The organism is Micromonospora sp. NPDC007220 (assembly GCF_040634035.1).
GTDB lineage: Bacteria > Actinomycetota > Actinomycetes > Mycobacteriales > Micromonosporaceae > Micromonospora > Micromonospora reichwaldensis.
In genome coordinates this window covers 84,553-101,992 of the sequence record NZ_JBEYEU010000001.1, presented here as the reverse complement: position 1 = coordinate 101,992, position 17,440 = coordinate 84,553, and the positions used below count along the sequence as shown (strand labels likewise).

The window sequence follows — 17,440 nt, the reverse complement described above, 5'->3', positions numbered from 1 at the left end:
GCCACTCGGTGTCGAGTGGCCGCACCGCCCGGTGGACCGGCCGCCGCCCGGGCGACCGGGGTGGGTCAGTTGCGGTTGATGGTGAACGTCGTGGTGGTGTTCTGGATGTCCACCGCGTTGTTGCTCAGCCGCAGGTTGTTGAAGGTGACCGACCCGACGGCCGGGCCCTGCCCCGTCTCCGGCATCGGGTTGGCCCAGATGCCGAAGCCGGACTTCGCGTCGTAGGCGTCACCGCTCTTGCGGGCTCCGCTGATGGAGACGTTGGTGAAGACCGTGTCGGTGACCGGGAACTGCGGCTGCCCGCCGACGTAGTTGGTCTGGAACATGATGCCGCTGTAGGTCGGGTCGACGATGTCGACGTCGCTGACCCGGATGCCCTGGAACACCTTCGAGGCGGAGAAGACCCAGATCGCCGGGAAGGTCTGCGCGCCCCAGAAGTGCCCACCGGCCCGGACGATCGAGATGTTCTCGAACCGGGTGGGCGGGCTCGCCCCGAAGCCGTTCATCGGGTAGCCGAAGTCGAGCGAGCTGATGGTGATGCCGGAGTAGACGAGCGTGTCCGCGATGTAGATGTTGCGGAACGTGTTGCCGTAGCCGCCGTAGACGGCGACGCCGGCGGCCCGCCAGGTCAGCGTCGAGGTCAGGTTCTCGTAGACGTTGTCCTTCATGTCGGCGCCGCCCGCGTCGATCGCCGAGAACAGCGCGAAGCTGTCGTCGCCGGTGGCCCGGGCGTCGTTGTTGCTGACCAGGTTGTTGGTGCTCCCGTTGGTCATGTTGATGCCGTCGGCGAACATGTTCCGGATCCGGGAGTTCTTGATCGTCATGTGGTCGGTGTTCGCGCCCCAGTAGAGGCACACCATGTGCTCGTTCCAGATGTTGTCGATCACGATGTTCGACACGTTGGAGAAGTCGAACACCTTGCCCGGCCCGTCGATCCGCGAGGTGTAGTTGCCGAAGTAGGCGAAGTTCGCGAAGGACGATCCGGCCGCCGAGTTCTCGGCCCGGAAGCCGATGTCGGTGTTGTCCTGGCCGGAGGGCGCGTTGAACCGGGTGTACCAGGGGCCGGCGCCGGTCACCTTGACCGCCTTGCCGTACACCTGGAACTTCGACGCGGTGGAGTAGTTGCCGGCGGGCAGGTACACCCCGACGAGGTTGCCGGTGGTGTCCATCCGCACCCGGTCCAGGGCGTTCTGCACGTCGGAGTGGGTGAAGCCGGTCGGCGTGGCGTAGCGCGCCGGATCCGGGTTCGCGATCGGCGCCACCTGCTCGGTGTTGATGAAGTCGATCGCGTACGTGGTGGTGTTGGCCGGGTCCTTCTGGAGGCGGATCCTGCTGCCCGCCGGCACGGTCGAGTTGAGCATGACGTTGGCCTCGTCGTAGATGTGCCGCGGTCCGCCCGCGCTCGGCGAGTTGCCCGGGCTGGCCTCGTTGCCGTAGAGCCAGGCGTACCGGGACGTCAGGTCGATGGCCTTGTGGAACGCGCCGTTGACGTAGACGTTCAGCGTCGAGTTGATCCCGCCGCCGCCCGGGGCGTCCGGGATGGAGAAGCGGGTGACCAGGGTGTTGGTGCTGGCCCGGGTGGTCCACTCGACGTAGCTGCCGGTCGAGTTGAGGGTCACCGCCCGCCGGCCGGACGCCTCACCGGCGAGGTCACCGACGGTCCGGTTCGGCCCGACGACGCTGGCGCCGCCGCCGACCACGCCGTCCTCGGCCTCGTACATGTCGTACGGCATGTTGGCGCCGCGCCCCACGAAGAGCGCCCGGTCGCTGGTGTTGTTGCCCTGCTTGACCGGCAGCTCGTTGCCGTCGGCCGCGAGCACCACCCGGACGGTGTACTTGCCGTTCGCGGCCGTCCAGGTGCCCAGGTTGACCGGGCCGACGGTGGCCCCGGCGTTGATCACCCCGGAGTACGAGCCGGTCAGCGTACGCACGACCGTGCCCGCCTCGTTGAGCACGGTGAGCGTGATGCCGTGCGCGCCCGACGCGGAGGCCACGCTGCCGGCGTTGCGGATCGACACCGAGAAGGTGACCGTGTTGCCGGCCGCCGGGGTGCCCGGCGACCAGGCGACCGCGGCGGCGACCAGGTCGGAGCTGGCGACCGGGCTGACCACCAGCGGACTCGGGTTGGTGTAGCTGTTGTTGGTGTCGTCCTGCTCGACGACGGTGTTCGACTCGTCGACCTTCGCGCTCAGCGGATAGCTGCCCGCGTCCCGGTTGCCGATGTTGGCGGTGACCGTGGCCGAGGCGCCGGCCGCCAGGCCGCCGACCGGCGCGGTGCCCACCCGGTTGGTGCCGAGGTAGAAGTTGACGTTGGTGGCGCCGGAGGCCGCCGAGCCGGCGTTGCGGACGGTGGCCGAGAGCGTGACGGTGCTCGTCTCCACGGGCGCGGACGGGCTGAACGACATGCCGGTCACGGTCAGGTCCGGGTTCGGCGCCGGGGTGCCGATGACCTGGAACTCGGCGATCTGACCGGCCGGGGCGCCGGTGTTCGAGGCGATCGAGAGCCGCACGTCGGCCGCCGCGCCGGAGACCGGGATGGTCACCGTGTTGCCGCTGGCCGGGCTGAAGGCGTAGTTCGCCGCGCCGACCAGGGTGGTGAAGGTCGAGGAGCCCTGGTCCCGCCCGAGGACGGTGATGTTCTGGGTACGCGCCCCCCAGGCGGAATCGGGGTTCAGCTTCAGCACGACCTGGCTGAGGCTGGCGTTGGCGCCGAGCTGCACGGTCAGCGTGCTCGGGTTGCCGCTGCCCTCCCAGTAGGTGGCCACGTTGTTGTCGTTGGCGTTGGCGGCCACGAACGTGTGCACGTGCCCGGAGGCGGTGATCGGCTTGCCGACCGCCAGGTTGGTGCCGACCGGCGGGTTGCCGGTGCCGGTCCGGGTCACGGTGTTGCTGTTCGCCGACTGGTTGCCGGCGGCGTCCCTGGCCCGGACGTGGTACGAGACCGTGGCGCTGTCCGGCTGGCTGTCGGTGTACGTCAGCGTGGAGCCGTTGACGCTGCCGCGCAGCGCGCCGTTGGCGTACACGTCGTAGCCGGTGACCCCGACGTTGTCCGTGGACGCGGACCAGGTGAGCCGGATCTGCCCGCTGGCGGGCTGGGTGTACGCGAGGTTGCCCGGGACGCTGGGCGCCTGGGTGTCGGGGTTCCCGGCGGCGCCGTAGACCTCGACCTCGGAGAGTTGGGCGGCCGGCCAGCCGGTGTTGCCGGTGACCTGCACCCGCACGTACCGGGTGCTGGTCGCGGTGAAGCTGACGGTGACGGTGTTGCCCGTGGCCGGGTTGAAGGTGTGGCCGCCGGACGCCTTCAGGGTGGTGAACGACGAGCCGTTGGTGGAGCCGAGCACCGACAGCGTCTGGGTGCGGGTCTGCCAGTCCGACGAGGGCGGCAGCTTGAGCACCACCCGGTCGACGGTGACGGTGGCGCCGAGGTCGGCCTGGATCCACTGCGGGAACGCGTTGTTGGCGCTCTCCCAGTAGGTGGCCGCGTTGCCGTCGTTGGCGTTGCTCGCCACGTAGTTCTGGTTGTGGCTGCTGGCGGTCATGGTCGCGGAGAGCCCGGCGAGCAGGGCGGCGCGGGCGGCGGTCGCGGCCGGGTCCGCCGTTGGCGCGGCGGCAGCCGGGGTGACGGCCGGGACGGCGGTGAGGAGCAGCCCGGCGAGCACGCCGGCGAGCAGCCGCCGGTTGGCCGGGCGGGTCGACCGGGGGACGGGACGGGGCGCGCCGGCCGGCGCGGTCCCGGGTCTGGTGCCGTTTCTGGACATGGGTCGCTACACCTCTTTCGGGGGTGGGGTGCGGGTGCGTTGCCCGGTGACGGGCGCAGGGGTACGCCCGTCGTGCCGCGACAGGTGGGGGACGGTGCGGGGCGGAGGTCGGGGCGGCGCTGCGCCGGGCCGCCCGGGACCGGGACGGCCCCCGCCGGGACGGGCGGGGGCCATCGGGCTAGCTGGAGTGGACCTCGAACTCGCTGAGCTGGCCGGCGGGCCAGCTGCTGTTGCCGGTGAACGTCAGCCGCAGGTACCGCTGGCTGGTCGCCGCGAAGGTCACGGTGACCGTGTTGCCGCTGGCCGGGTTGAAGGTGTGGCCGGCGGACGCCTTCAGGGTGGTGAACGACGAGCCGTTGGTGGAGCCGAGCACCGACAGCGTCTGGGTGCGGGTCTGCCAGGCCGAGGACGGCGGGAGCTTGAGCACGACCCGGGACACCGTCCGGTTGGCGCCCAGGTCCACCGTCAGCGACTGCGGGAAGGCGTTGTTGGCGCTCTCCCAGTAGGTGTTCGGGTTGCCGTCGACCGCGTTGGCCGCCACGTACACGTCGGCGTGGCTGGTCGCCGCGGCCGGTCGACCGAGCGCCAGGTTCCCGGCCGGGGGCGGGGTCGTCGGCGGCGGGGTGGTCGGGGGCGGGGTGGTGGTGCCGCCGCCGTACACCTCGAACTCGGAGAGCTGCGCCGCCGGCCAGCCCGTGTTGCCGGTGACGGTCAGCCGGACGAACCGGCGCTCGCCGGCCGGCACGCTGATCGACACCGTGTTGCCGCCGGCCGGGTCGAACGTGCGCCCGGCCGACCCGGCGAGGGTGGCCCACGAGGAGCCGTCGGTCGAGCCGAGCACCGACAGCGTCTGGGTCCGGCTCTCCCAGCCGGCGGGCAGCTTCAGCACCACCCGGTCGACGGTGCGCGCCGCGCCCAGGTCGACGGTCAGCGACTGCGGGAACGCGTTGTTGGCGCTCTCCCAGTAGCTGGCCGCGTTGCCGTCCACCGTGTTCGTCGCGACGTAGTTCTGGTTGGCGCTCGTCGCGGTCACGGGCCGCCCCTGCGCCAGGTTCCCGCCGGTCGGGGGCGGGGTGGTCGGCGGGGGCGTGGTGGGCGGCGGGGTGGTCGGGGGCGCGGTGGTCGGCGGCGTCGTCGGGGGCGGGCTGGTGGGGCCGCCGCCCCACTGCGGCTCGGGCCACGGCCCGCAGTACGGCGTCGACGTGTACCAGCCGGAGTTGCCGGTGCCCTGGGTGATCTGGAAGCCGCTGCCGACGCAGTTGTGCATCGGGTTGGACTGGGCGATCCCGGTGGCCCGCACGTTCGTGAACGACACCTGGCTGGGCGCCTGCACCTGGAGGGCGTACGTGCCCGCGCCGTCGATCCGTACGTTGTTGAAGCTGATCCCGCTGGACTGTCCCTCGATCCAGTGCAGCGCCGCGTACGAGCTGTCCAGGATGTCGGTGTCGGTGACGTTGACCGCCGCGCCCTGGATGGGCTCGTTGAGCGCGGAGAACCAGATGGCGCCGACGCCGAAGCGCCAGTTGTAGTCCGAGTTGCCGTTGCGGATCAGCGTGTTCCGGGCGACGGTGATCGTCCCGGAGACGGCGGTCGGGCCGGTCACGCCCGGGTAGCGGTTGGCGACGTGGATGCCGCCACCGTTGGTGACCGAGTCGGCGGTGACGTTGTCGGTGATCTTGATGTCCCGCCCGCCGTAGGTCACCAGGTGGTTGGCGAGGATCGTCACGCCGATCGTGTTGCGGGTGAAGGAGTTGTTCACGTTCGGCACGCTCTGCGCCCACATGGCGAGGGCGTCGTCACCCGTGTTGCGTACGAACGTGTTGGTCACCGTGGAGTTGGTGACGCCCCAGTGGAAGTTCACCCCGTCGGCGGTCTGGTCGAGGATCCGGCTGTTGCGGATGGTGAAGTTGTCCATCGGGCCGTCCATCCAGGCCCCGACCTTGGTGTGCTGCATCCAGACGTTGTCGACCACCGAGTTCGACATCGCCCCGCCGATGGCGTTGACCTGGTCGTCGTCGATCCGCTCCCGGATGTCGCCGATGATGGCGAAGTCGCGCAGCGTGACGTTGCGGCTGGGTCCGCCGGCCTCGTGCGGCCGGATCTCACCGCTGTAGCCGCCGCCGGGGACGTACTTGCCGTAGATGCCGGCGGCCCGCTTGCGGTCGGTCGGGTGCCGCCCGCCGAGCACCGAGTACCACGGTCCCGCCCCGCGCAGCGTCACCCCGTCGACGACGACGTGGTCCCAGAGGGTGAACGTGCCGGTCGGGATCCAGACGGCCCGGCCCTGGGCCTTGCCGGCGTCCACCGCCGCCTGGAACTTCGCGGTGGAGTCGGTCGCCCCGGTCGGGTCGGCGCCGAAGTCGGTGACCACGTCGAGCGCGCCGGACGGCTTCGCGATCGGGGCGCCCACCAGCTCGAAGTCGGCCAGGTCGATGGTGAAGGTCGGCGACTGGGCGGTCGAGGAGACCTGGAGGCGGATCTTGCTGCCGGCCGGGTACGTGGTCCCGAACATGGCCCGGGTCTCGTCGTAGAAGTGGTGCGGGTTGGTGTCGCCCGGGTTGTTGTTGAACGGGTAACCGCCGTAGTACCAGCCGTACCGCGAGGTCACCGGCACCGCCTTGACCAGGGTGCCGTTGGCCCGCAGGTCGATGCTGGCGTCCCGGCCGGTGCCGGCGGCGTTGTCCGGCAGGCTGTAGCGGAAGGTCACCGCGTTGGCGGGCGCGGTGAGGGTGAACTCGACGTACTCGCCGACGGCGTCGAGGGTGACCGCCTCCCGGCCGGACGCCTCGGACGGCAGCGTGCCGTAGCGGCGGTCCGGGCCGATCCTCGTGCCGGTGTGCGCGACTTCCTCCGCCTCCTGCTCGACGAACGGGACGGTGGCGCCCCGCCCCGGGATGTCGAACGGCGAGAGCCCCGCCGCCTGGGCGGGGGTGGCGGTGCTGGTCAACGCGATGACGGTGAGCGAGGTCGCGGTGAGGGCGAGGCCGGCGAGGGCGGCGATACCCGCCCGGGTCCTGGTTCCGGGGGGCGCGTGCGGGGTGGCGGTGGTGTGGTCGGGCATCGGCGAACTTCTCCCTGTCGTCGGTGGTCCCCCCGTGCGGTACAACGTGGCGATGGAGCTGCGTACCTCCTTCCCGGGTGCGGGTGCGGGTGCGGGTGCCGCGGTGCCGACGGCCGGGACGGGCCGCCGGCACCGCGCGGATGGTCAGACCGTTTCGGGTCCGGCCGGGTCTTCTTCGGCGGTACGCAGCCAGACGGCGGTGTCCGGCGGAAGCAGGTCGTCGTCGAGCGGCCCGCTGGCGAGCAGCCGCCCGGTGTGGGGCGGCAGCGGCACCGCGACGTCCGAGAGGTTGACCAGGCAGGTGAAGCCGGGCCGACGGTGGTAGGCGAGCACGTCGTCCGGGGCGGGCAGCCAGCTCATCGTCCCGTCGCCGAGCGCCGGCTCGGCCCGCCGGATCCGGATCGCCGCCCGGTACAGCTCGAGCATCGAGGACGCGTCGCCGGTCTGCGCCCGGACCGTCTGGTCCTTCCACCCGGCCGGCTGGGGCAGCCAGGGGGCGGTGGCGCCGTCCGGACTGAACCCGAACGGCGGCTCGTCGCCGGCCCAGGGCAGCGGCACCCGGCAGCCGTCCCGGCCGGGGTCGATCCGGCCGGAGCGTTCCCACATCGGATCCTGGCGCAGCGCGAACGGGATGTCCTCGACCTCCCAGAGGCCCAGCTCCTCGCCCTGGTAGACGTAGGCGGCGCCGGGCAACGACAGCGACAGCAGCACGGCGGCCCGGGCCCGGCGGGTGCCCAGCTCCAGGTCGGTGGGGATGCCCTCGCGCTTCGCGGCGAAGCTGAACGTGGTGTCCTCCCGCCCGTAGCGGGTGACGTGCCGGGTGACGTCGTGGTTGGAGAGCACCCAGGTGGCGGGCGCGCCGACCGGCGCGTGCGCGCTCAGCGTGCCGTCGATGCTGTCGCGCAACGCCGTGGCGTCCCAGGCGCAGCCCAGGAAGTCGAAGTTGAACGCGGCGTGCAACTCGTCCGGGCGCAGGTAGTTGGCGAAGCGCTGCCGGTCCGGCATCCACACCTCACCGATCAGCGCCCGGTCGCCCGGGTACTCGTCGGCGACCCGCCGCCAGGCGCGGTAGATCTCGTGCACGCCGTCCAGGTCGCGGAACGGGTGTGGCCGGTCCGGCAGGGTCTCGGGCAGCGTCCCGTCCTTGACCAGCAGCCCGGCCGAGTCGATCCGGATGCCGTCCACCCCCCGGTCGAACCAGAACCGCAGGATGTCCTCGAACTCCGCCCGCACCCTGGGGTGGTCCCAGTTGAAGTCGGGCTGCTCGGCGGTGAACAGGTGCAGGTACCAGTCGCCGGGGGTGCCGTCCGGGTTGGTGGTCCGGGTCCACGTCTCGCCACCGAACTCGCCGACCCAGTCGGTGGGCCGTTGGTCGCCGTTCGGGCCCCGGCCGGGCCGGAACCAGAACAGCTCCCGCTCGGGCGCGTCCGGCCCACCGGCGAGGGCCGCCTGGAACCAGGGGTGCGCGTCGGAGCAGTGGTTCGGCACCACGTCGACGATGGTCCTCATGCCGAGCGCGTGGGCCTCGGCGATCAGCGCCTCGGCCTCGGCCAGGGTGCCGAAGACCGGGTCGATGTCGCGGTAGTCGGAGACGTCGTAGCCGGCGTCGGCCATCGGGGAGGGGTACCAGGGACTGAACCAGATCGCGTCGATGCCGAGCGCGGCCAGGTGATCCAGCCGGGACCGGATGCCGGCGATGTCGCCTATGCCGTCGCCGTCACCGTCGGCGAAGCTACGTGGGTACACCTGGTAGATCACCGCTCCACGCCACCACGGACTGTTGTCTGCTGTGGACACGGACACCTGCTTTCTGCGTCGGCACGTCGGCGTTGTCGCCGGACCTGAATGTGTGTCGGGCGAACGGTCGTTGGTCGCCGACGGGGTTTCGGTGGTGGTGATGCGTCGGTGCGCCGGCCCTATCCCTTGAGGCTCCCGGTGGTCAGGCCGGACATGATGTTGCGCTGGAAGATCAGGAAGACGATGACGGTCGGGATCGCGGCGATGACCGAGGCGGCGACCACCACGTTCATGGGCGTACCGCCCGAGAAGGCGTAGATGCCGACGCTGACCGTCCGGGTCTCGGGTGACGGCATGACCAGCTTCGGCCAGAGGAAGTCCTTCCAGACCGCGGTCACGGCGAAGATCGAGACCACGCCGAGGATGGGGCGGGACATCGGCAGGACGATCGACCAGAGCGTGCGCAGCGGGGTCGCCCCGTCCATGAGGGCCGCCGCCATCAGCTCCTCCGGGATCGAGTCGAAGAACCGTTTCAGGAGGAAGATGTTGAACGCGTTCGCGACCAGGGGCAGCCAGATCGCGAACGGCGAGTCGAGCAGGTTGACGTGCAGGATCGGCAGGTCGATCACGGTCACGTACTGCGGGACGATGAGGACCATCGCGGGGATCATCAGCGTCGCCAGCATCAGGCCGAGGATCACGTTGCCGAAGATCGGCCGGAGCTTCGACAGGGAGTACGCCGCGGCGGTGTCGAGGACGAGTTGGAACAGCACCGCGCCGGTCGCGTAGTAGAACGTGTTGAACAGCAGCTTGGCGAGATCCAGGTTGTGCCACGCGTCGACGTAGTTCTGCCACTGGGGATCCTGCGGGAACAGCGACGGCGGGGTCTGCGCGATCTCCTGGCCGGACTTGAGCGCGCCGGTGACCATCCAGTAGAGGGGCCCGAGGAAGACGAGCGTGAAGCCCGTCACGACGACGGCGAGCAGCGCCCAGTAGATCACCCTGCCGCGTCCCCGCCTGAGCTGGGCGGGGGAGACGAGTGTCCGGGTCCCGGAGTCCTGTGCCATTCCGCGTCCGTCCTAGTCCTGTTTCGCAGTCAGCCGCACGTAGACGGCGGAGAAGCCGGCCAGCACCACGAGCATGATCACGCCGAGCGCGGCGGCGCCGTTGAGATCGTTCTGGAAGAAGCCGTGCTGGTAGATGAGGTACGCGACCGAGGTCGCCGAGTCCTCCGCGCCCGCGCCGTTGGCGAGGATCAGCGGCTCGATGAAGAGCTGCATGGTGGCGACGATCTGGAGCATCGCCAGGAGCGCGAGGATCAGCCGGGTCTGCGGGACGGTCACGTGCAGGATCCGCCGCCAGATCCCGGCCCCGTCCAGCTCGGCCGCCTCGTAGAGTTCGCCGGGGATGTTCTGCAACGCCGCCAGGTAGATCAGCACCGCGCTGCCCATGTTCATCCAGGTCGACGCCAGCACCATCGCGGGCATCGTCATCTCGGGGGACTGCATCCACTGCGACGTCGGCAGGTGCAGCGCCTTGAGGATCGCGTTGAGGAGTCCCGCGTCGCTGGGGTCGTACGCGTAGAACTTGAACAGGAAGAGCGCCGAGGCCGGCGGCAGCATGACCGGCAGGTAGACCAGGATCCGCAGGTACCCCTTGGCGTGGCGGAACTCGTTGAGCAGGATCGCCACGAAGAACGGCACCACGTAGCCGAGGACGAGCGCGAGGACCGTGAAGTAGAAGGTGTTCTTCCAGGCGGTCCAGAAGCTCGGGTCGTCGAGGATGCGGGCGTAGTTGTCCCAGCCCACCCAGGTGGTCTCGCCGCGCCGGGTGCGCTGGAAGCTCATCACGATGCCGCGGATCATCGGGTACCAGGAGAAGACCACGAAGCAGAGCACCGCACCGATCAGGAACGCGTGGCCGGTGAGGTTGTCCCGCACCTTGCGGCCGAGGCTCGTACGCTGCGGCCCGACCGGGGACGGCGACGCGGGACGACCCGTGTCTCTGGTGGTCCCCGGGGCGGAGAGGATCGCCAAGGCAACTCCTGGTGAGTCGGTGACCGGACGGGCGGTGCGGACGGGGTGGGGGCCGGCGCACCGGCCCCCACCGTCGGGTCAGCTCGCCGCGGCGAGGAGCTGGTTGACCTTGTCCTCGGCCGTCTTGAGCAGCGCGTCGATGTTCGCGTTCGGGTTGGTCAGCACCCCGGACATCGCCGCGTCGAGCACCGCGTAGATCGCCTGCGCGTTGCGCGGTTCGCCCTTGATCTGCACCGGGGTGGCCTCGAAGAGCGCGAAGTTGGCGGTGTCGACGTTCGCGTTCGCCTTGCGCAGTTCGAGCTCCTGCTTCTGCGCGTCACTGCCGTTGGCGAAGAGCAGCGGCTGGGGCAGGCCGACCGGGTAGTTCTGCGGCTTGGCCCGGACGTAGTCGAACTGGCCCTTGCCCGGCGTCAGCTTCTGGTAGGCGATCCACTTCAGACCGGCCTCGACCTGCTCCGGGGAGAGGCCCTTCTTGAAGAAGTAGCCCTCGCCGCCGCCGAGCGTGCCCTTCGCCGCGCCGTCCTGACCGGGCAGCGGGGCCATCGCCCAGTCCTGGAACTTGCCCTGGAACTGGCTGACGATCGCCTGGGTGGAGTCCGGCGCGCCGATGAACATGCCCACCTTGCCGGCGGCGGCGTTGGTCAGCAGGTCGCCCCACTGGAGCAGCTGGCGGCTGCCCATGCTGTTGTCGCCGTACCGCATGTCCTTGAGGTTCTGCAGGACCTGCTTGCCCATGGCGTTGTTGAAGTCGGCCTTCTTGCCGTCCTCGGTCAGCATCTGGCCGCCCTGCGAGTAGAGCAGGGAGGTGAAGTGCCAGCCGCCGGTGTTGCCGGCGCTGTACTCCGAGTAGCCGGCGATCCCGTTGCCGAGCGCGGAGATCTTCTTGGCGGCCGCCCGGACCTCGGGCCACGTCTTGGGCGGGTTGTTGACGTCGAGCCCCGCCTGCTGGAACAGCACCTTGTTGTAGACCAGACCCATCGAGTAGTTCTTCGCCGGGACGGCGTAGAGCTTCCCGTCGTGGCTGAAGGCCTCCTTGAGCGCCGGGTCGACGCTGTCCCAGGTGGGGACCGTGTCCTTGTCGGCGTACTCGCTGATGTCCATCGCCTGGCCGGAGTCCAGCACCTGCTGGAGATCGGTCATGTACCCGTAGAACAGGTCGGTCACGGTGCCACCGGCCAGGCGGGCGGTGAAGTCCGGCGGGTTGTTGCACTGCTCGCCGACGCTCACGCTCTTGATGACGATGTCGGGGTTCTGCCGCTGGAATTCGGCGACGTCGTCGTTCCAGTTCTTCAACAGCTCTTTCTGGGAGCCGACCGGCTGGCAGTCGACGGTGACGGTGACCTTGCCGCCTGCGCTGCCTGTCGCGTCGTCGCTCTTCGTCGAACAGGCCGCAAGGCTGAGCCCCAGGCCGGCCACGAGCGCCAACGCCGCAGTCTTCCGGTACTGCGGTACGGACATCTGTCCATCCCTTCGGGAACGGTGTCTCCATGACCTGCGCTGATGCCCGGTGGTCGTCACCGCGCCGATGCGCCGGCACTGATCTGCATCTGCCAAGCGACCTGACCCCGGGTAGCTGCGCCGGGGCCAGGTGTGAGTGGGGTCACTGTAGCCAAGCGAACTTGTCCCAGCAAGGTATCGATCTCTTGCTGAAAAGACGAGACTTTGGGGCGACAGAATTTGACAGGATCTTGGAAGGCGGCCTATTTGCGGCTTTGGCCCGACTGGTTCCTGCCAGCGGGCAGGCAGAACGGAACGGCCGCCGACCGCGGGCAGCGGTCGACGGCCGTTCCGTCGTTCAGGTGGGCGGAGGCGGGCCCGGGTCAGCGACCGGGGGCGGGCGCGGTGGAACCGCGGACGACCAGCTCGGGCTCGAACAGCAGCTCGTCGTGCAGCACGCCGGCGCCCTCGATCTGGGTGACCAGCAGGTCCACGGCGGCCTGCCCCATGGTCTCGATCGGCTGCCGCACCGTGGTCAACGGCGGGTCGGTGCAGGTCATGAACGCGGAGTCGTCGAAGCCCACCACCGACACGTCGGTCGGCACCACCCGACCCAGCCGCCGGGCGGCCCGGATGGCGCCGAGGGCCAGCACGTCGCTGGCGCAGACGATGCCGGTCACGCCGCGCTCGACCAGCTTGGTCGCGGCGACCCGCGCCCCCTCCATGGAGAAGCTGGAGCGCTCCACGTACGCCGTGTCGTCACCCCAGCCCGCCGCCTGGGCCATCGCGTCCAGCTTGCGCCGGGACGGCACGTGCCCCTCCGGGCCGAGCACCATCCCGATCCGCTCGTGCCCGAGCGAGCGCAGGTGCCCGTACGCCTGCTCCACCGCCACCGCGTCGTCCGTGGAGACCCGGGGAAAGCCCAACTCGTCCACCCCCGCGTTGACCAGCACCACCGGCAGGCCCCGGTCGGTCAGCCGGCGGTAGTGGTCGTGCCGGGCGTCGGCGAGCGCGTACGACCCACCGGCGAAGATCACCCCGGAGACCTGGTGGTCGAGGAGCATCTCCACGTAGTCCATCTCGGAGACGCCACCGATGGTGCGGGCGCAGAGCGCCGGGGTGAACCCGCGCTGGGCGAGGGATCCGGTGACCACCTCGGCGAGCGCCGGGAAGATCGGGTTCTGCAACTCGGGCAGCACCAGCCCGACCAGCCGGGCGCGCTCGCCGCGCAGCTTGGTGGGCCGCTCGTAGCCGAGCACGTCCAGCGCGGTCAGCACCGCCGTCCGGGTCGCCTCGGAGACCCCGTCCCGGCCGTTGAGCACCCGGCTGACGGTGGCCTCGCTGACGCCCGCCTTCTTGGCAACTTCGGTCAACCGCTTCGTCACGGCCGCAATCGTACGTCATCCCGATGAAAGAAATGAGCAGCCATCTGCCGCACGATTGCCTTCCGCTGCCGCGCGCTGCCCGCCATCCGGCATCCGGCATGCGGCATGCGGCATGCGGCCCGGTCGTCAGGACATGTTCCGCAACGCGTCCTCGATCGTCCGGTGGAAGGTCGGGTACGCGTAGATCATCTGCCGGAGCCGGGCGAGCGGCACGGCCGCGTGCACCGCCACCGCCAGACCGGAGAGCACCTCGCCACCGGCCGGCCCCACCGAGGTCGCGCCGATCAGCACGCCCTGGTCGGCGTCCGCGACCAGCTTGACGAAGCCCTCGTTGCCGGCCTTGTGGATCCAGCCCCGGGCCGACGACGGCAACCGGGCGAGGCCGACCTGCACGTTGACGCCCCGCTCGCGGGCCTGCGACTCGGTGAGGCCGACCGCGCCGACCTCGGGGTCGGTGAAGGTCACCCGGGGCAGCGCCCGGTAGTCGGCGCGCGGCACCGCACCGGTGGAGCCGCGCACGCCGGTGGTGCCCGACGCGCCACCCGTCGCGCTCGCGGTGCCGCTGGGGTCGGGCCCGCCTGCGGCGCGCCGGGCGTGGTCGAGCAGGTCGGCGACGACGATCCCCGCCTGGTACATCGCGACGTGCGTGAACGCCCCCTCGCCGGTGACGTCGCCGACCGCCCAGATCCCCTCCGTCACGTGCAGCCGGTCGTCCACGGCCAGGTAGCGCCGGCCGGCGTCCACCCCGACGGTGTCCAGGCCCAGCTCGTCCAGGTGGGCCCGGCGACCGGTCACCACCAGCAGCCGCTCGGCGGTGAACCGCGCCCCACCGGCCGCGTGCAGGGTGAAGCCGCGCCCGTCGTGGCTGACCCGCTCCGCCCGCACCCCGGTGTGGATCTCCACCCCGTCGGCCCGCAGCGCGGCGGCGGCCACCTCGGACGCCTCGGGCTCCTCGACGGCGAGCACCCGGTCCAGGGCCTCGACCACGGTGACCCGGACCCCGAACCGGGCGAAGACCTGCGCCAGCTCCAGCCCGATCGCCCCGCCGCCCAGCACCAGCAGCGACTCCGGCAGCTCCTCGACCTCGATCGCCTGCCGGTTGGTCCAGTACGGCGTGTCCGCCAGCCCGTCGACCGGCGGCACGGACGGTCTGGTGCCGGTGCCCAGCACGATCCCGTGCCGGGCCTGGAAGACCCGCTCGCCCACGCGTACCCGGCCGGGGCCGTCGAGCCGGGCGGTGCCCCGGACGAACCGCCCGCCCTTGCCGGTGAACCGCTGCACCGCGACCGTGTCGTCCCAGGTGTCGGTGGCCTCCTCGCGGATCCGCTTCGCCACCGGCGCCCAGTCGGGCCGGACCTCGGCGGTGCCCGCGAGCCCGTCCACCCGGCGGGCCTCGGCGATCGCGTTGGCCGCCCGGATCATCATCTTGCTCGGCACGCACCCCCAGTACGGGCACTCCCCGCCGACCAGATCACGCTCGACGCCGACGACGCTCAGCCCCGCCTCGGCGAGCCGCCCGGCCACCTCCTCGCCGCCGACCCCGAGCCCGACCACGACCACGTCCACCAGTTCCGGATCCGCCATCCCGCCAGCATCGCGCACCGCCCGGCGGCCGGCCAGCGGGTCGAGCCGGAAATCCGCTGCCCGCCGGCGTCCCGGCCTCCTACCGTGGCCGGATGCGCACCCGCTTCTCCGCCGTCCACGACTGCTTCGCCGAACTGCTCGCCGAGGGCCGGGAGACCGGGGCCGGCCTGGCGATCTGGTACGACGGCGAGCCGGTGGTCGACATCGTCGGCGGCGAGCGGTCACCGGGGCAGCCGTGGCTGCCGGACACGCTGGTGAACGTCTACTCCGTCGCCAAGCCGGTCGCCGCCCTCTGCCTGCTGGCGCTGGTCGGCCGGGGCCGGCTCGACCTGGACGACCCCGTCGTCGACCACTGGCCCGGCTTCCGCGCCCCGGCCACCGTCCGCCAGGTGTTGGTGCACACCGCCGGGCTGCCGGCCTTCCCGGTGCCCCGGCCGGCCGCCGCCGTCGCCGACTGGGACCTGCTCTGCGCCGACCTCGCCGCCGCCGAGCCGGAATGGCCGCCCGGGTCCGTCGCGGGCGAGCACGCCTGGACGTACGGGCACCTGGTGGGCGAGCTGGTACGGCGGGTCGACGGGCGGTCGGTGGGCCGCTTCCTGGCCGAGGAGATCGCCGGTCCGTGGCGGCTGGACCTCGGCTTCGGCCTGGGCGAGGCGGACCAGCGCCGCTGCGCCGACCTGCGCCACGGCGATCCGGGGTGGCCGGACCGGGCGGCCGGCGAGCCGGGTTCGCTCTGGGCGCGGGCGCTGGACAACCCGCCCGGCGGCCGGGACCCGGCGGTGGTGAACAGCCCGCTCTGGCGCGGCGCCGAGGTGCCGGCCGTCAACCTGCACTCGACCGCCGGCGCCCTGGCCCGCCTCTACGCGGGACTGCTCGCCGGCGGCGTCCTCGACGGCGTACGGCTGTTCAGCCGGGAACTGGTGGCCGAGGCGACCCGGGTCCAGTACGACGGCGACGACCTGCTGCTCGGCCGGCGGACCCGCTGGACGCTGGGCATGCAGTGGGAGGAGGACGGCAGCTGGGGCATGGGCGGGATCGGCGGCAGCTCCGCCTGGGCCGATCCCGGACGCGGCTACACCTTCGCCTACGCCACGGCGCACCTGGCCGACCACGACCGGGTCGACGCCCTGGCGGACGCCCTGCACTCCTGCCTCTGACCGCACGGCCGGCGACTGGCGACTGGCGCTGGGCTGCGGGCGCAGGGCGCCGGGCGCAGGGCGCCGGGCGCAGGGCGCTGGGCGCTGGGCGCTGGGACCAGCTCGTCATCTCCGACCACTGCCACCCCCGGCCCGCTCCGGCCAGCGCCGCCGGCTGGCCGTGGCTGCCGCCGGCCTCCGGCGGACGGGCGGACGGGCGGACGGGCTGACGGGCGACGGGCTGACGGGCGGACGGGCTGACGGGCGGACGGGCTGACGGGCGACGGGCTGACGGGCGACGGGCTGACGGGGGGACGGGCTGACGGTCAGCGGCGGGCGGCCGTCACGGGGTCGGCACGGCCAGCGGGCCGGGCACCCGGGCGGGGCCGGGGATCACCACCGGCGTGCCGGCGGGGGTGAGCAGGGCGCGGGCGGCCACCGCCAGCCGGCGGCGCTGCGGCACCAGCGCCCGGTCGACGAAGACGTCGTAGTCCCGCGCGGCCACCTCGTCCAGGATCCCGCCGTACAGCGCGTACGCGGTGCGCATGCAGGCCTGCGAGGCGGGTGCGAGCAGGGTGATCCCGGGAGCCGCGGCGACGTAGTGCGCCTGGGCGCGGGTCACCTCGTACGCGATCAGCTCCCGGATCCGGGACGTGGCGCGGCCCCGGGCGCGCGCCTCGGCCAGGTCCTCCCGGGTGACGCCGAACAGGGCCAGGTCGTCGTCGGGCAGGTAGGTCCGCCCCCGGTCGAGGTCCTCGGCCACGTCCCGGATGAAGTTGGTGAGCTGGAAGGCGAAGCCGAGCTGGCGGGCGGGCTCCCGGGCCGCCGCCGGGTCGGAGCTGCCCAGGATCGGCAGCATCATGGTGCCGATCACCGCCGCCGAGCCCTCCATGTAGTGGAGCAGGTGGTCGTAGGTGCGGTACGAGGTGACCGTCAGGTCCATCGCCATGCTCTTGAGAAACGACGCGAAGTCGTCCCGGTCGAGATCGAAGACGGCGATCGTGTGCAGCACGGCGGGGAGCAGCGGGTCGTCCACCGGGCCGCCATGCAGTCCGGCGATGAATCGGCCGGCCCAGTCGTCGAGCCGGGCGGCGCGCTCGGCCGGGGGAAGTTCCTCGGTGCGGTCGACGATCTCGTCGGCGTAGCGCGTAAATCCGTACAAGGCGTGCACATGCCGCCGTTTCCAAGCGGGCAGCAGCCGGGTGGCGAGATAGTAGGTGCGGCCGTGCCGTTTGTGCAGCTCACGGCAGCGTTCATAGGCAGCGGTGAGATCGGTGTCCACCGGCCCTCCTCAATTATCGACGCA

General features: G+C 71.6%; 10 protein-coding genes. 1 reads left to right on the top strand and 9 read right to left on the bottom strand.

Annotation, left to right across the window (positions count from 1 at the left end):
• Positions 1-65 precede the first annotated feature (65 nt).
• The 8 genes from ABZ573_RS00490 to ABZ573_RS00455 form a co-directional block, all read right to left on the bottom strand.
• Complete coding sequence (locus tag ABZ573_RS00490) at positions 66-3,758, bottom strand: discoidin domain-containing protein (RefSeq protein WP_358114273.1); 3,693 nt, start codon at positions 3,756-3,758, stop codon at positions 66-68.
• Positions 3,759-3,936: 178 nt separating this feature from the next.
• On the bottom strand, positions 3,937-6,819 hold the full coding sequence (locus tag ABZ573_RS00485) for a discoidin domain-containing protein (protein WP_358114270.1): 2,883 nt from the start codon (positions 6,817-6,819) through the stop codon (positions 3,937-3,939).
• A gap of 144 nt (positions 6,820-6,963) precedes the next feature.
• Entirely contained in the window at positions 6,964-8,616 is a 1,653-nt protein-coding gene (locus tag ABZ573_RS00480) for an alpha-amylase family glycosyl hydrolase (protein WP_151457108.1), read from the bottom strand.
• A 119-nt stretch (positions 8,617-8,735) separates the two neighbouring features.
• On the bottom strand, positions 8,736-9,623 hold the full coding sequence (locus ABZ573_RS00475; RefSeq protein WP_358114267.1) for a carbohydrate ABC transporter permease: 888 nt from the start codon (positions 9,621-9,623) through the stop codon (positions 8,736-8,738).
• Positions 9,624-9,635: 12 nt separating this feature from the next.
• Positions 9,636-10,592 carry a sugar ABC transporter permease gene (locus tag ABZ573_RS00470; protein WP_327030172.1) on the bottom strand — a complete coding sequence of 319 codons (957 nt, stop codon included), beginning with the start codon at positions 10,590-10,592 and terminating at the stop codon, positions 9,636-9,638.
• 78 nt (positions 10,593-10,670) lie between these two features.
• Entirely contained in the window at positions 10,671-12,050 is a 1,380-nt protein-coding gene (locus ABZ573_RS00465; protein WP_327030171.1) for an extracellular solute-binding protein, read from the bottom strand.
• Positions 12,051-12,412: 362 nt separating this feature from the next.
• Entirely contained in the window at positions 12,413-13,414 is a 1,002-nt protein-coding gene (locus ABZ573_RS00460) for a LacI family DNA-binding transcriptional regulator (RefSeq protein ID WP_132235096.1), read from the bottom strand.
• 126 nt (positions 13,415-13,540) lie between these two features.
• Entirely contained in the window at positions 13,541-14,998 is a 1,458-nt protein-coding gene (locus tag ABZ573_RS00455) for an FAD-dependent oxidoreductase (RefSeq protein WP_358114262.1), read from the bottom strand.
• 92 nt (positions 14,999-15,090) lie between these two features.
• Here ABZ573_RS00455 and ABZ573_RS00450 point away from each other — a divergent pair, with 92 nt between their 5' ends.
• Complete coding sequence (locus ABZ573_RS00450; RefSeq protein WP_358114259.1) at positions 15,091-16,155, top strand: serine hydrolase domain-containing protein; 1,065 nt, start codon at positions 15,091-15,093, stop codon at positions 16,153-16,155.
• A gap of 322 nt (positions 16,156-16,477) precedes the next feature.
• Here the strand turns inward: ABZ573_RS00450 and ABZ573_RS00445 are convergent, their stop codons facing one another.
• On the bottom strand, positions 16,478-17,416 hold the full coding sequence (locus ABZ573_RS00445) for a phytoene/squalene synthase family protein (protein ID WP_358114256.1): 939 nt from the start codon (positions 17,414-17,416) through the stop codon (positions 16,478-16,480).
• Positions 17,417-17,440: the final 24 nt, after the last annotated feature.